16 protein-coding genes are annotated in these 13,859 nt (G+C 60.9%); 8 read left to right on the top strand and 8 right to left on the bottom strand.

Annotation, left to right across the window (positions count from 1 at the left end):
* Nucleotides 1-46: 46 nt before the first annotated feature.
* From B0D71_RS09870 to B0D71_RS09885, 4 genes are all read right to left on the bottom strand, one after another.
* Entirely contained in the window at nucleotides 47-412 is a 366-nt protein-coding gene (locus B0D71_RS09870) for a YgaP family membrane protein (protein WP_103394595.1), read from the bottom strand.
* 80 nt (nucleotides 413-492) lie between these two features.
* Nucleotides 493-963 carry an RNA methyltransferase gene (locus tag B0D71_RS09875; RefSeq protein WP_007911337.1) on the bottom strand — a complete coding sequence of 157 codons (471 nt, stop codon included), beginning with the start codon at nucleotides 961-963 and terminating at the stop codon, nucleotides 493-495.
* A 207-nt stretch (nucleotides 964-1,170) separates the two neighbouring features.
* Complete coding sequence (locus B0D71_RS09880) at nucleotides 1,171-1,542, bottom strand: YajD family HNH nuclease (RefSeq protein ID WP_007944009.1); 372 nt, start codon at nucleotides 1,540-1,542, stop codon at nucleotides 1,171-1,173.
* A gap of 50 nt (nucleotides 1,543-1,592) precedes the next feature.
* On the bottom strand, nucleotides 1,593-2,279 hold the full coding sequence (locus B0D71_RS09885) for a spermidine synthase (RefSeq protein ID WP_007898703.1): 687 nt from the start codon (nucleotides 2,277-2,279) through the stop codon (nucleotides 1,593-1,595).
* A gap of 95 nt (nucleotides 2,280-2,374) precedes the next feature.
* On the opposite strand from B0D71_RS09885, the gene B0D71_RS09890 reads away from it, so the two are divergent.
* Nucleotides 2,375-2,665 carry a hypothetical protein gene (locus B0D71_RS09890; protein WP_103394596.1) on the top strand — a complete coding sequence of 97 codons (291 nt, stop codon included), beginning with the start codon at nucleotides 2,375-2,377 and terminating at the stop codon, nucleotides 2,663-2,665.
* Here B0D71_RS09890 and B0D71_RS09895 read toward each other — a convergent pair.
* Nucleotides 2,662-3,135 carry a cyclic nucleotide-binding domain-containing protein gene (locus B0D71_RS09895; protein ID WP_103394597.1) on the bottom strand — a complete coding sequence of 158 codons (474 nt, stop codon included), beginning with the start codon at nucleotides 3,133-3,135 and terminating at the stop codon, nucleotides 2,662-2,664. The genes B0D71_RS09890 and B0D71_RS09895 overlap by 4 nt on opposite strands.
* 260 nt (nucleotides 3,136-3,395) lie before the next feature.
* A complete protein-coding gene (locus tag B0D71_RS09900; protein ID WP_103394598.1) occupies nucleotides 3,396-5,450 on the bottom strand; it encodes a S9 family peptidase in 2,055 nt (684 codons plus the stop codon).
* A 275-nt stretch (nucleotides 5,451-5,725) separates the two neighbouring features.
* Here B0D71_RS09900 and B0D71_RS09905 point away from each other — a divergent pair, with 275 nt between their 5' ends.
* Genes B0D71_RS09905 through B0D71_RS09915 form a run of 3 tightly spaced genes read left to right on the top strand, consistent with a single transcriptional unit; the run spans nucleotide 5,726 to nucleotide 7,586 of the window.
* The gene (locus tag B0D71_RS09905; RefSeq protein ID WP_103394599.1) at nucleotides 5,726-6,223 is read left to right on the top strand and encodes an MFS transporter; all 498 of its coding nucleotides are present in this window, start codon (nucleotides 5,726-5,728) and stop codon (nucleotides 6,221-6,223) included.
* Between the two features lie 32 nt (nucleotides 6,224-6,255).
* Nucleotides 6,256-7,032, top strand: coding sequence for a class II glutamine amidotransferase (locus tag B0D71_RS09910; protein ID WP_103394600.1), 777 nt, complete (start codon nucleotides 6,256-6,258; stop codon nucleotides 7,030-7,032).
* A gap of 11 nt (nucleotides 7,033-7,043) precedes the next feature.
* Nucleotides 7,044-7,586, top strand: coding sequence for a DUF2937 family protein (locus tag B0D71_RS09915; protein WP_103394601.1), 543 nt, complete (start codon nucleotides 7,044-7,046; stop codon nucleotides 7,584-7,586).
* 155 nt (nucleotides 7,587-7,741) lie between these two features.
* On the opposite strand, the gene B0D71_RS09925 is transcribed toward B0D71_RS09915, so the two are convergent.
* Nucleotides 7,742-8,656 (bottom strand): LysR family transcriptional regulator, encoded by a 915-nt coding sequence (locus B0D71_RS09925; RefSeq protein ID WP_103394602.1) that lies wholly within the window; start codon nucleotides 8,654-8,656, stop codon nucleotides 7,742-7,744.
* Nucleotides 8,657-8,802: 146 nt separating this feature from the next.
* Here B0D71_RS09925 and B0D71_RS09930 point away from each other — a divergent pair, with 146 nt between their 5' ends.
* From B0D71_RS09930 to B0D71_RS09945, 4 genes are all read left to right on the top strand, one after another.
* The gene (locus tag B0D71_RS09930) at nucleotides 8,803-10,089 is read left to right on the top strand and encodes an MFS transporter (protein WP_103394603.1); all 1,287 of its coding nucleotides are present in this window, start codon (nucleotides 8,803-8,805) and stop codon (nucleotides 10,087-10,089) included.
* Nucleotides 10,090-10,162: 73 nt separating this feature from the next.
* A complete protein-coding gene (locus B0D71_RS09935) occupies nucleotides 10,163-10,915 on the top strand; it encodes a 5-oxoprolinase subunit PxpA (RefSeq protein ID WP_103394604.1) in 753 nt (250 codons plus the stop codon).
* Entirely contained in the window at nucleotides 10,912-11,616 is a 705-nt protein-coding gene (locus tag B0D71_RS09940) for a 5-oxoprolinase subunit B family protein (RefSeq protein ID WP_103394605.1), read from the top strand. The genes B0D71_RS09935 and B0D71_RS09940 overlap by 4 nt, the downstream gene beginning before the upstream one ends.
* On the top strand, nucleotides 11,613-12,530 hold the full coding sequence (locus tag B0D71_RS09945) for a 5-oxoprolinase subunit C family protein (RefSeq protein WP_103394606.1): 918 nt from the start codon (nucleotides 11,613-11,615) through the stop codon (nucleotides 12,528-12,530). The genes B0D71_RS09940 and B0D71_RS09945 overlap by 4 nt, the downstream gene beginning before the upstream one ends.
* Nucleotides 12,531-12,675: 145 nt before the next feature.
* Here B0D71_RS09945 and B0D71_RS09955 read toward each other — a convergent pair whose 3' ends face one another.
* Nucleotides 12,676-13,854: a vWA domain-containing protein gene (locus B0D71_RS09955; protein ID WP_056721361.1), complete on the bottom strand. Its 1,179-nt coding sequence runs from the start codon at nucleotides 13,852-13,854 to the stop codon at nucleotides 12,676-12,678.
* Nucleotides 13,855-13,859 lie beyond the last annotated feature (5 nt).

Raw genomic sequence — 13,859 nt, forward strand, 5'->3', positions numbered from 1 at the left:
CTGGCTTGCCAGCGATGAGGCCAGTGGCTTCAACGCAAATCCAGGATCAAACCCCGGCTTTCGGCGACTTCAAAGAATCATTGCCGGTCACGGTCGCCGCCTCGGCATTGGCCTTCAACTGGCTCAGTTCTTCACCCGCCCGCTGGATTTTCGCCCGCACGTTGTCCATGTCCTGACGGCCTTTCTCCAGCAGGCTTTTCGCCGAGCTGTGGCCGGTGATACCGCGCGCCAAGGCCACGCCGCCGATGGCCACCTGGATCAGGCCGAAGATCCCGCCACGCCGCAGGCCCTTGCCGACCATCACCACGCCGCCGGCCAGGGAACCGATGCGTTCCCAGCCTTGCACGTTCTGTTCGGAGGGGCTCTGGAACGGGGTGGATTCGATACGCTCGACGCGTTTGAGTTCGCTCATGGTCTGTCTCCAGGCTTCAGTGATCGATAGATAAGCTGACTGCCTGGGCAGGCTGCTTGTTCAATCGTATGTGCGGCGATTCAGCGGAATTTTGGCCCGGAGCGGGTATTGAGCCCCTTGGCCATGCGGTCGTAGAGCACGACGTTGACCGTGGCGGCCAGGTTCATGCAACCGGTGGTCGGAATGTAGACCACGTCTTCGCACCAGTCGCGAATCTCTTTATCCAGCGATCCGTCTTCCGGGCCGAAGATGTAGAGCGCACGATCCGGGTGGGTGTATTCGGGCAACGGGCGGGCACCTTCGACCAGTTCCACGGCGACGGGCACACAATTGAGCGGCAGGATTTTCTTCAGGTCGTCGATGCCGATCAGCGGGATGTCGTAGTGCACGCGCTTGGTATCGGTGACGAAGTCGGCGGCGCGCTCATAGCGCTTGCCGGTGTAGAACACCGACGCCACGCCATAACAGCCAGCGGCGCGCATCACCGAACCGACGTTCTCCGGTGATTTGGGGTTATACAAACCAATGCAGCTGTACCGTTTGTCTGCCACGAGCGGGGTGCCTTTCGGGAAAAAAGCGCGATTATACGGGGATTGGGGCGGGGGTGTTCGGTTTGAGATTGGCGGTGTCTGAGCGATTGCTATCGCGAGCAAGCTCGCTCCCACAGAGGTCTCCGTCGTTCACAAATTTTGTGTACACCAGAGAACCTGTGGGAGCGAGCTTGCTCGCGATGAGGCCAGTTCAGGCGCTGAAGATCTTCAGTCTTCTTTTTTCATGAGGCCCGCGAGCGCCGCAAACGGGTTATGCGTGGCCTTGGCAATTTTCGGCGTGCTCAACGAGCCTTCGCCGAAATACTGCTGGTCGGTATACCGCGAGTGTTCGTTATCGTGGCAGTACAGGCACAACAGCTCCCAGTTCGAGCCGTCCTGCGGGTTGTTGTCGTGGTTGTGGTCGCGGTGGTGCACGGTCAGTTCGCTCAGGCGCTTGCCGGAGAATTCACGGGCGCAGCGGCCACAGACGTGCGGGTACATCTTCAGGGCCTTGTCGCGGTAGCCCATTTCCTTGTCGCGCTGGTTGTCGGCGAGGATGCGATCCAGCTTCGAAGTGTTGGTCGGGGTGGACGAACTCATGGGTTCACCTTTGCAGAATGACTAATGACGGTTATAGGGTGAAGTTTAGCCTAGCCCTTGAGCTTCTCGGCAATCCAGATGGTGTGGCGGGTGCCCTTGTTGCCGTGGGCGAAGACCTGCACTTCCTCGGCCTTGAACCCGGCTTTCTTCAGTTTGTCGGAAAATTGCCGGTCAGCGCTGGCCGACCAGACGGCCAGCACGCCTTTTGGTCTCAGGGCCTTGGCGCAGGCGCTCAGGCCGCCAGCGGAATACAGCCAGCTGTTGGCTTTCTGGGTCAGGCCTTCGGGGCCGTTGTCGACGTCGAGCATGATGGCATCGAAGCCCTGGGGTTCGGCTTGCAGGACTTTGGCCACGTCCTCCATGCGAATCACCGTCCGCGGGTCGAGCAGCGGGTTGCCAGCCTTCTCGCCCAGCGGTCCACGGTTCCACTCAACGACACCGGGGACCAGTTCGGCGACCACCACTTCGGCGGTTTTGCCCAGGTGCTTGAGCGCCGAAGCGAGGGTGAAGCCCATGCCTAGGCCGCCGATCAGCACCCGTGAATTCGGTCGGCCGGCGACCTTGCGACACGGGATCTCGGCCAGGGCATCTTCGGAGCCGTGCATGCGCGTGTTCATCAATTGTCCGCCATCGCCACCCTGGATCTTGATGACGAAATCCTCGCCATATTCGAACAGGCACAGGGCACCGCCGTTTTCAGGAATGGGGGTGGTGTCCAGCAGAACGAAACGTTTCATGGGGCTCACTTGAAGAAAATTGGCAGAACTCGGGAGGGCAAACAGACGCAGTTGGGAGTAGCCTGTTTATGACGACAAGGCCAACGGAGCCATTGATGAAGCGCACCATTCTAACGGTCATTGCCCTGGCCGCGCTCTCGATAACTGCAGCGCAGGCCCAACAGTTACAATCGATTCCCGTCAGCCCCGCGCCGATGCCCGGATCACCCGGCACCGCGACGCCCACGCCGTACCCGCAGATCAGCCCGGCGCCGTTGCCTAAAGTCGGCCCTGGCAGTAGCGGTCCGCCGTTGGTGCCGATTGAAATGCCGAGCCCGCCGACCAAGGACCAGCCCGTGCCGGGGATTGAGCCGAACCCGCCCAAACCCAAGTCTCCGGGCGGCTAGACCTGCTGCGAAAGCAACTGACCGTCGGCCATGCGCAGGCGTTTGGACAGGGATACGGCGAGGGCGCGGATGATCTTGGCGGCGATTCTCGGTGCGTCATTGAGCATCTTTTCCAGCGAGTCCTTGCCCAGGTTGAGCAACTGGCAATTGCTCGCGGCCACGCAACTGGCCGAACGCCGCTCGCCATCGAGCACGGCCATCTCGCCGAACGAGCGGCCGCTGCGCAAGGTGGCGATGGTGACCCGTTGCCCGTCAGCGGTGGTTTTCTGCACCGCCACTTGACCGGTGTGGATGATGCACATGAAGCTGCCGGCATCACCCTCCTGGAAGATTTCCTCGCCCTGGGCAATGGTACTGATGCTGAAATAGCCCGACGCCGCCGCGAAGTCCGCCGGCAGCAATTGATTGAACAGGCCGCAATCCATCAGCCAGTCGCGAATTTCGTTGTTCAGAAAGGTTGATTCAGACATGTCGTCACGGTCTTTATTGTGATTGTTGCTGACTTGAATTCACCGCAAATCCCTTGTGGGAGCGGGCCTGTGGCGAGGGGGCTTGCCCCCGTTTGAGTGCGTAGCACTCACAAGATCTTTGGTGTATCAGAGATTTTGGGGCTGCTTCGCAACCCAACGGGGGCAAGCCCCCTCGCCACAAAAGCTTGCTCCTACAAGGGATACGGGTTGTATCGGCCAAGGGTGTGCGGAGTTCAGACCGGCACACCGTGCCAAGTTCCTCAGGCAATGGCCAAGACCTTGAACAAAAACGCATATTCGAGTGCTACGTCACGCAATCCCTGATATCGACCGCTCATCCCGCCATGCCCGGCACCCAGTTCAGTCTTGAGCAATAGTGGATTGCTGTCGGTCTTGGTCGCGCGCAACTTCGCCACCCACTTGGCGGCTTCCCAATACTGCACGCGGCTGTCGTTGTAGCCAGCGATCACCAGGGTCGCCGGATAAGCCTGCGCGCTGACGTTTTCGTACGGCGCGTAGGCCTTGATCCGATCATGGACCTCCGGTTCTTCAGGGTTGCCCCACTCGTCGTATTCCGTGACGGTCAATGGCAGGTCAGGGTCGAGCATGGTGTTGAGTACGTCGACGAACGGCACTTCGGCGATGGCGGCGCCAAACAGCTCTGGCCGTTGATTGAGCACCGCGCCGATCAGCAAGCCACCGGCGCTGCCGCCGCTGATCGCCAGCTGCGGGGCAGAGGTGAAGCCTTGGGCGATCAGGTGTTCGGCGCAGGCGATGAAGTCGCTGAAGGTGTTGTGCTTGTGTTCCTGCTTGCCGGCGCGATACCAGGCTTCCCCCAGTTCGCCACCGCCGCGCACGTGGGCAATGGCAAACGCCATGCCGCGATCCAGCAGGCTCAGACGCGCATGGGAAAACCATGGGTCGAGGCTTTCGCCATAGGCGCCATAGCCGTAGAGGTACAGCGGCACGGGCTTGCCGAGGTCTGCGCGCTTGATCACCAGGCTGATCGGTACTTGCGTGCCATCCGGCGCAGTGGCCCACAGGCGCTGGCTGACATAGGCGTCGGCATCGAACGGGCCGAGTACCGGGGTTTGCTTGAGGACTTTCTGCTCGCCGGTCGCCAGTTCAAGCTGACGGATTTGCGCGGGGCGGTTCAGCGCTTCGTATCGCAGGCGAATCCGCTCGCTTTCGAACTCCAGGCTGTTTTGCACGTGCAGGCTGTAGGCCGCATCCGGCAGTTGCACGCGATAAGGCGCCAGGCCTTGCGGGTGAACCTCAATGATTGGCAAACCGCCAACCCGTAGGCTGAGGGTCATGGCCCCGGTGTTCAGGCTGATGCCGTCGATCATCACCGTGTCGCTGTGGGGGATCAGGTTCTGCCAATCGTCTTCGGTGGGCGCCACGCCGGTATCGATGGCCGTGTACAAGGCGAAATTGATGCCGTCACGGTTGCTGCGAATGAACCAGGTCCATTGACCGTCGAGTACGCCGTGGTCCACGTCGTACTCATGATCGTCAACCCGTGGCGCCAGGCAGGTAAACGCCTGCTGGGGCCGGGAGGCATCGAGGACCCAGACTTCGCTGGTGGTCTTGCTGCCCACGGACAGCAGCAATTGCTGCTCGGAGCTTGAACGGTAGCAATGCATGAAGAAGCGACCGTCCGGCTCATGGAACACTTCTTCGGCCGCGGTGCCATCCAGGCGATAGCGATACAGCTTGTGTGGGCGATGGGTGTCGTCCAGTTCGCCAAAGAACAGCGTCAGGCTGTCGTTGGCCCAGGTCATGCTGCCGTCACAGTCCTGGAATTCCAGCTCGCTGACGCGACCGTCGGACAATTCCTTCACGAACAGCGTGTAAATCTCATCGCCACTGGAGTCGACGCTGTAGGCCAGGCGTTGATGATCCGGGCTGATGCTGAACGCCCCGAGCGAAAAGAAACCGCCGTTGGCCAATTCGTTGGGGTCCAGCAGCAGTTGTTCGCGGCTTTCGTCGAGGGTCAGGCTGTCATCGGCCGGACGCGGGCAGCGGTAGTGCCGGGCGTACTCATCGCCCGCCGTGGTGCGGGTGTAGTACAGGTACGGTCCCCACGGCGAGGGCAGGGACAAATCGGTTTCGAGAATCCGCCCCTTGATCTCTTCGAACAGGGTTTCGCGCAGCCCGGCCTGGTCGGCGGTTTGTGTTTCCTGATAGCTGTTTTCGGCTTTCAGGTAGTCGAGCACTGCATCGGTATCGCGCTCTTGCAGCCAGGCATACGGGTCAGAGCCTTCAGCCTTGTGGGCAATCGGAGCGTCGTGAATGTTGGCGGATAGGGGCATGAAGGACTCTCGAACAGTGTACGGAATAGGTTTGGCGAGCTTGTGTGGTGAGGGGGCTTGCCCCCGTTGGGTCGCAAAGCGGCCTTAAAAACAGTCACAGCGGTATTTAATCAAACACGCGGAGTCTGTATTGCGCCTGCTTCGCAGCCGAACGGGGGCAAGCCCCTTCACCACACAAGCTCACTCCCACAGGGTTATGTGTCTTGACCGAAGGCATTGATGCAGCCTGATGGGCGAAAAGCCGTTATCATAAGCGCCTCTTTGCCTGCCTTGCCATGGACACCATGACCGAGAACGACTATCTGATCGCTTGGGGCCTTTACGCCTTTGCTGCTTTGGGCTGCCTGTTGGTGTGGATGCGCTTGACCCGCTGGATGTGGCGTTGGCTGCGTGAGCCGCTGCGGCTGGTGATGGCCGTGCTGCTGTTCAGCCCGACCATCATTGACCCGGTCAAGGATAAGGTCGCACCGGCCATCGCCATTACCGCGCTCGACCTGCTGTTCAAGGTCGGCAACAACGCCTGGCGGGCGATTTCCGATCTGTTCATGTACGGCATGATCGCGTTCGGCTTCTATCTGGTGCTGGTGGCGATCCGTTTCCCCATCGAACGCGCTTCCAACGCCCGCAAGGAGCGTGAGGCTGCCACCAAGGCCGCCGTCCGCGCCGACGAGCGTGAGGATGATCAACCATTCGGCGGTGCCGGCGATGATCGTTACGGTCGTCCACCCGTGCCAAGCAACCCTCAGCGGATGCGAGTCGAACCCCGTCTGTAACCTTGCCCCTGCGATAGAGCGAGAGTCCGAGCATGTGTGAGCTATTGGGCATGAGCGCCAATGTCCCGACCGATATCGTGTTCAGCTTCACCGGGCTGATGCAGCGCGGCGGACGCACCGGCCCGCACCGCGATGGTTGGGGCATTGCCTTCTATGAAGGCCGTGGGCTGCGGTTGTTCCAGGACCCGGCGGCGAGCTGCGAGTCGGAAGTCGCGAACCTGGTGCAGCGCTATCCGATCAAGAGCGAAGTGGTGATCGGGCACATCCGCCAGGCCAACGTCGGCAAGGTCTGCTTGTCCAACACCCACCCGTTCGTCCGTGAGTTGTGGGGACGCAACTGGTGTTTTGCCCATAACGGCCAGTTGGCTGACTTTCAGCCAACGGCCAGTTTCTACCGCCCCGTGGGTGATACCGACAGCGAAGCGGCGTTCTGCGATTTGCTCAACCGTGTACGTGCTGCGTTCCCCGAACCAGTCGAGGTCGAAGAACTGCTGCCGGACCTGGTGGCTGCTTGCGCCGAATACCGCAGCAAGGGCGTGTTCAATTGCCTGCTCAGCGACGGCGACTGGCTGTTCTGCTATTGCTCGACCAAGCTGGCGCAAATCACCCGTCGCGCCCCGTTTGGCCCGGCGCGCTTGAAAGATGTCGACGTGATCGTCGATTTTCAGGCCGAAACCACGCCTAACGATGTGGTCACCGTCATCGCCACCGAACCCCTGACCGAAAACGAAACCTGGACCCGCTACGAACCGGGTCAATGGAGCCTGTGGCGACGCGGCGAATGCGTCAGTCAGGGCATGACCGAATAAGGACTCCTTGCATGTTGCTCAGTTATCTTCGGCTGGTGTTGTTTGCGGCGGGCCTGTTGATCGGTGTCCAGGTGCCGGGGTTCATCAACGATTACGCCAAGCGAGTCGAAGCACATCTGATCGAGGCACAGGCCAGCCTGAGCGGCTTCCAGAACACTGCCAATCAGTTCTTCAAGGGTGACATGCAGGCGCTGGTCGCGCATTACCGCGCCAGCGAAGACCCGATTTTTCGCAGCGACGCCGACAGCCTGGGCAACCTGCTGACGCGCCAGCTGGCTTTGGACAAGCAGTTCCAGGCGATGCAGGGCCCGTGGTACATCCGCTTCCTGCAAGTGGTGCTCGCCGCCGATCCGGATATCCGCAAGGAAACCTGGAATGGCTACAGCTACCAGATCCTGCTGACGCCCGAAGCGATGACCTGGGGTATGAGCGGGGCGTTGCTGCTGTCGTTCGGGGTCGAATGCCTGTTCCGTCTGATTGACTGGGTGGTGTTGGGCGGCAGGCGTCTGCGCCAGAGCCGGCCGATCGAAGAGCGGGATCTGCGCGGGTTGTAACAGCGTGCGGTTCCTGTGGCGAGGGGGCTTGCCCCCGCTCGGCTGCGCAGCAGTCGTAGAATTGGTAGCCGCGGTTTACCTGAATGATTTGGTTGATGGGTATTGGGGCTGCTTCGCAACCCAACGGGGGCAAGCCCCCTCGCCACAGGATGCTATCAACTGGAGAGGACGATGTAGCGCTCTCCCACCTTCTGCGCATACCCCTCCAGCACCTGCTGACACAACGCCACAATCTCCTCGACCCACTCCACACCTACTCGCCACGACACCACCACCTGCAAGTCGGGTGGTCGCTGATCGATTTCCAGCAAGGTCAATTCGCCGCGCGCCAGTTCCTCGGCCACCAGCACCGGCGGCAACGCGCCAATGCCAAATCCGTCGCGCAGCAGCCGGGTAATCGCCGACACCGAGTTCACGCAGTTCAACCGTGGTGTCAGCACGCCATTGGCCTGCATCAGGGCGAGTACTTCCTGATGCGGATGGGAGTTTTTCGAATAGGTGATGATCCGCTCGCCAGCCAGATCAGCGATGCCTGAATACTCGCGGTTGTAAATGGAGTTGCTGGCGACAATCCAGCCCATGGGGTGGCTGGCCAGTTCCAGGCTGCGCACGCTTTCCTGGCGCAGCAGGTCGGTTTGCAGGATCACATCGAGAAAGCCTTTTTGCAGCTGATCGCAGAGGTTGAGCGAGGTATCGGCGACCAGCTCGATTTCCACCAGCGGGTAGTGATCGGTCATCTGCGCCACCAATGGGCTGAGCCAGGTATGGATCACCGTGTCCATCACACCGATACGCACCCGTCCGGCCTTGCTAGAGCGGGTCTCGATCGACTGCTTGAGTGCCTGCATGGTGTCCAGCATCTGCTCGGCGTAATCGAGCACTTTCAGGCCTTCGGGTGTCAGGCTCACGCCGCGCGAATCCCGCAGAAACAGCTTTACCCCAAGCTCGCCTTCAAGCACCGCAATTCGGCTGGAAATCGAGGCCTGAGTGGTGAAGAGCTTGTCGGCGGTCAGGCGGAAACTCTTGAGTCGGGCGACCCAGACAAAGGTCTCGAGAAACTTCAGGTTCATGGGATAAAGATTTCTTATGGCTAAGGCGGGTTTTTATTAGTTGGACGCAGCAGGCGCGCGCGTCCAAGAATCGACGCATCCGGTTCCCACGATAGGCGTCGTCGGGGCTCAGAACAATACCAATAAAATCAGCGCGGAGATTTGCCATGAGTGCGCCCGACACCACCGCCATTCCGAAAGCCTCGGCCCGCCCGGGACCTTTCGACTGGTATCGCAACATCAATCAGCAGGAACGCCGCACCTTCTGGAGCTGCAAGATCGGCTATGGCCTGGATGGCATGGACACCCAGATGCTCAGCTTCGTGGTGCCGACCCTGATTGCCATGTGGGGCATCACCACCGGCCAGGCCGGGCTTATTCATACCAGCACGTTGATCGCTTCGGCCATCGGTGGCTGGGTGGCGGGGATTCTCTCCGATCGCATCGGTCGCGTGCGCACCTTGCAACTGACCGTGTTGTGGTTTGCTTTCTTCACCTTCCTCTGCGGCTTTGCCCAGAGCTACGAGCAACTGCTGATTGCACGGACCCTGATGGGCTTCGGTTTCGGCGGCGAGTGGACGGCCGGCGCGGTGCTGATCGGTGAGGTCATTCGCGCCCAGGATCGCGGCAAAGCCGTGGGCATGGTGCAATCCGGCTGGGCGCTGGGATGGGGGCTGACGGCGATTCTGTATGCGCTGCTGTTCTCGGTATTGCCACCGGAAGATGCCTGGCGCGCGCTGTTCATCCTCGGCATCGTGCCGGCGATTTTCGTGATTTTTGTCCGTCGCCTGGTCAAGGACCCGGAAATCTATCGTCAAGCCAAAGCGAAACAGGAGCCGAGCAACCCGTCGAAGTTCTACGAGATCTTCGCCCCCGGCATGCTCTTCACCACGATTCGCGCTTCGTTGCTGACCACCGGCGCGCTGGGCGGTTACTACGCGATCACGTCCTGGCTACCGACTTTTCTGAAAAATGAACGCGGCTTGAGCGTACTCAATACCAGCGGTTATCTGGCGATGGTGATCGTCGGTTCCTACGTGGGTTATGTCATCAGCGCCTACTTGACCGACATTCTCGGACGTAAAAAGAACTTCATCCTGTTCGCCGTCGGCTCCTTCACCATCGTGTTGCTGTACACGCAATTGCCAGTCAGTAACGGCGTGATGCTGTGGCTGGGCTTTCCGCTGGGGTTCTTTGCTTCTGGGATTTTCAGTGGCATGGGCGCGTTCCTGACCGAGCTGTTTCCTACGCGCATTCGCGGTTCGGGCCAGGGTTTTTGCTACAACATCGGCCGGGCGCTGGCGGCATTGTTCCCGCTGTTGATCGGCCTGCTCAGCCAGACCGTGCCGCTGAGTGTGGGCATTGGTGCCTTTGCGGCGGTGTCCTACGGTGTGGTGATCCTCGCGGCCCTGAGCCTGCCGGAAACCCGTGGCAAGCAACTCGACGCCCAGTAACTGATAACCTGCGGGCCTGTCTTATAGATATGCCTCGCAGCTAAAAAGAATAAAGCCTACAGGAGTGTTCAGCGTGAGCCGCCTGCTATTGAACTGCGACATCGGCGAGAGTTTCGGCAGCTGGACCATGGGTCTGGACGCAGAAATCATGCCCTTCATCGATTGCGCCAACATCGCCTGCGGTTTTCACGCCGGCGACCCGAGCATCATGCGCAAGACCGTCAGCCTGGCCCTCAGCCACGGTGTGCAAGTTGGCGCGCACCCGGCCTATCAGGATCTGGTGGGGTTCGGCCGGCGTTCCATGGCCTATGCCACCCAGGAGCTTCAAGACATCCTGCATTACCAGATCGGCGCCCTCGACGGCATCTGCCGGGCCCAGGGTGGCCGGGTCAGTTACGTCAAACCCCATGGCGCGATGTACAACGACATGATGGCCAATCCGGTCCAGCTGCGGGCCGTGCTGCAGGCGGTGGCGTCCTATGACCGCAACCTGCCGTTGATGTTGATGGCAACCCGCGACAACAGCGCCGCCCAACAAATGGGCGATGAATACGGCGTGACCCTGTGGTTCGAGGCCTTCGCCGATCGGGCTTACGACAGTGCCGGCAGACTGCTCTCGCGACAACTGCCGGGAGCGGTGCATCACGATCCGGAAAAAATCATCGAACAGGCGCTGACGATTGCCCGTGGCGATCCGCTCACCGCCAGCGACGGCAGCGCCTTGCATTTGCAGGCCAACACCCTTTGCGTGCATGGCGACAACGCCAGTTCGGTCGCAGCCGTACAACGTATCCGTGAAGCCTTGAACCGGCAGATCGCGTCATGAAGCTGCGGGTGGAAGTGGTGGCGCTGGATTGCCTGATGGTGCGCCTGTTCGATGACATTGCCGAAACCAACATGCCATGGATGCTGGCGGCCAGTGAAAGTCTGCACACGGCATTCGCCGGGCATCTGATCGATCTGGTGCCGTCTTACACCACCTTGATGGTGCATTACGACCTGACCGCGCTGAGTCCTGCCCAGGCCCGGGAATTGATTGCCGAAGCCTTGATCGACCTGTCGCCCAACGCGCATGCCCGCGGCCAATGTCATGTGTTGCCGGTGTGGTACGACTTGAGTGTCGGACCGGAATTGAGCCTGTTGTCGCAGCGCAGCGGATTGGCGGTGGAGGAGGTGATCCGTCGGCACAGCGAGCGTGAATATCAGGTGTTCGCCCTGGGCTTTGCGCCGGGCTTCGCCTTCATGGGGCTGGTGGAAGAGGTGCTCGCCGCGCCGCGTCTGAGCACGCCACGCAAGAAAGTCGCCGCCGGCAGTGTCGGCATCGCGGAACGACAGACGGCGGCTTACCCGGTGGTGTCGCCCGGCGGCTGGAACCTGATCGGCCGCACGCCGGCCAGATTGTTCGATCGCCACCGTGACGGCTACAGCCTGATGCAGCCGGGCGATACGGTGCGCTTCGAAGCCGTCGGCCATGCCGAGTTCATTAATCTGGGCGGTGACGATACGCCTCTGGAGGCGCAGGCATGAGCCGTCTGATGATTGAAGCGAGCACGGCGTTGTGCCTGCTGCAGGATGCTGGTCGGTTCGGCGTGCGGCATCTGGGCGTGACCCAGGGCGGCGCGGCCGATTGGCGTTCGATGTCCTGGGCCAACTGGCTGTTGGGCAACGGACTGGATGCGCCGGTAATCGAAATCACCCTTGGTGGGTTCACCGTCGTGGCCGAAGAGGAATGCGTGCTGGCCTTGGCCGGAGCGGATCTCGGCGCGCAGATAGACGGCGAGGCGCTGGCACCGTGGCGCAGTTTTCGGCTGCACAAAGGCCAGCGATTGCGTTTCACCCAGCCGTTGCTCGGCGCCAGGGCCTATCTGGCGGCGCCGGGTGGTTTCGATGCGCCGAAGGTGTTGGGCAGCAGTGCGACGGTGGTCCGTGAGGAGCTTGGTGGCCTGGATGGCATGGGCCGTGCGCTGGGTAAAGGCGCGAGCTTGAGCTATTCGGGCAACTCGGTGATGTTGCTGCGCGAATTGACCGCAGACCAGCGGCCTGACCTGAACCTTGATACTCCGTTGGATCTGGTCCTCGGTGCACAGATCGGTGAGTTCAGCGGGCAGAGCCTGTTCGATGCGTTCAACAGCGTGTGGAACCTCGACAGCCGTGCCGACCGGATGGGCATTCGCCTGCTGGGCACCGCGTTGCAGTACCAGGGCAAACCGATGATTTCCGAGGGGATACCGCTGGGGGCGGTGCAGGTGCCGCCCGACGGGCAGCCGATAGTGTTGCTCAATGATCGGCAGACCATTGGCGGTTATCCGCGCCTGGGGGCGTTGACGCCGTTGGCGCTGGCGCGATTGGCGCAGTGCTTGCCGGGGGCGCCGGTGCGGTTACGGCCGGTGGTGCAGGATGTGGCACATCGTGAACATGTCGAGTATTTGCAGCGCTTTTAACTGTGGCGAGGGGGCTTGCCCCCGTTGGGTTGCGAAGCGACCCCAAAACCTGCAACCGCGGTGTGTCAGAAACTCCGCATGCTTTGGTTTTACGACTGCTGCGCAGCCGGACGGGGGCAAGCCCCCTCGCCACAGGGACCATGCGTTACTTGGACAAAAACCGCATCCCTTCCTCCAACCCCCGCAAGGTCAGCGGATACATCTGGTCTTCAATCAAATCGCGCACGATGTTGGTCGAAGAGGTGTAGCCCCAGGTGTCCTTCGGATAGGGGTTGATCCAGATAAGCTTCTTGTACTTCTCCTTGAACCGCTGCATCCACACGTAACCGGCTTCTTCGTTCCAGTGCTCGACGCTGCCGCCCGCCTGGGTGATTTCGTAGGGCGCCATGGCCGCGTCACCGATGAAGATCACTTTGTAGTCGGCGCCGTACTTGTGCAGCAGGTCCATGGTCGAGGTGCGCTCGGAGGTGCGGCGCATGTTGTTCTTCCACACCGATTCATAAATGAAGTTGTGGAAGTAGAAGTACTCCAGATGCTTGAACTCGGTCTTGCAGGCCGAGAACAATTCTTCGCAAATCTTCACGTGGGCGTCCATCGAGCCGCCGATGTCGAACAGCAGCAAGAGCTTGACGGTGTTGCGCCGTTCCGGGCGCATCTGGATGTTCAGCAGCCCGGCGTCCTTGGCGGTGTGGTCGATGGTGCCATCGATGTCCAGCTCTTCCGCCGCGCCCTGACGGGCGAACTTGCGCAGGCGGCGCAGGGCGACCTTGATGTTGCGGGTGCCCAGCTCGACCGAATCGTCGAGGTTCTTGTATTCGCGCTGGTCCCAGACCTTGGCCGCCTTGCCCTGGCGCTTGCCAGCGTCGCCGACCCGAATGCCTTCCGGGTTGAAACCACCGGAACCGAACGGGCTGGTGCCGCCGGTGCCGATCCACTTGTTACCACCGGCGTGGCGTTCCTTCTGCTCTTCGAGGCGTTTCTTGAACTCTTCGATCAGCTTGTCCAGGCCGCCGAGGGACTGGATCGCCGCGCGCTCTTCATCGGTCAGCGAGCGTTCGAACTCCTTGCGCAGCCAGTCTTCGGGAATCAGCGCCTGCAGGTGATCGTCGAGCTTTTCCAGACCGTTGAAGTAGGCACCGAACGCCCGGTCGAACTTGTCGAAATGCCGTTCGTCCTTCACCAGGATCGCCCGCGACAGGTAATAGAACTCGTCCATGTCGGCGAACGTCACGCGCTGTTTCAGCGCGTTGATCAGGTCCAGCAGTTCACGTACCGAGACCGGCACCTTGGCTGCGCGCATTTCATTGAACAGGTTGAGCAGCATGGCAT

The organism is Pseudomonas laurylsulfativorans (assembly GCF_002906155.1).
GTDB classification, from domain to species: Bacteria; Pseudomonadota; Gammaproteobacteria; order Pseudomonadales; family Pseudomonadaceae; genus Aquipseudomonas; species Aquipseudomonas laurylsulfativorans.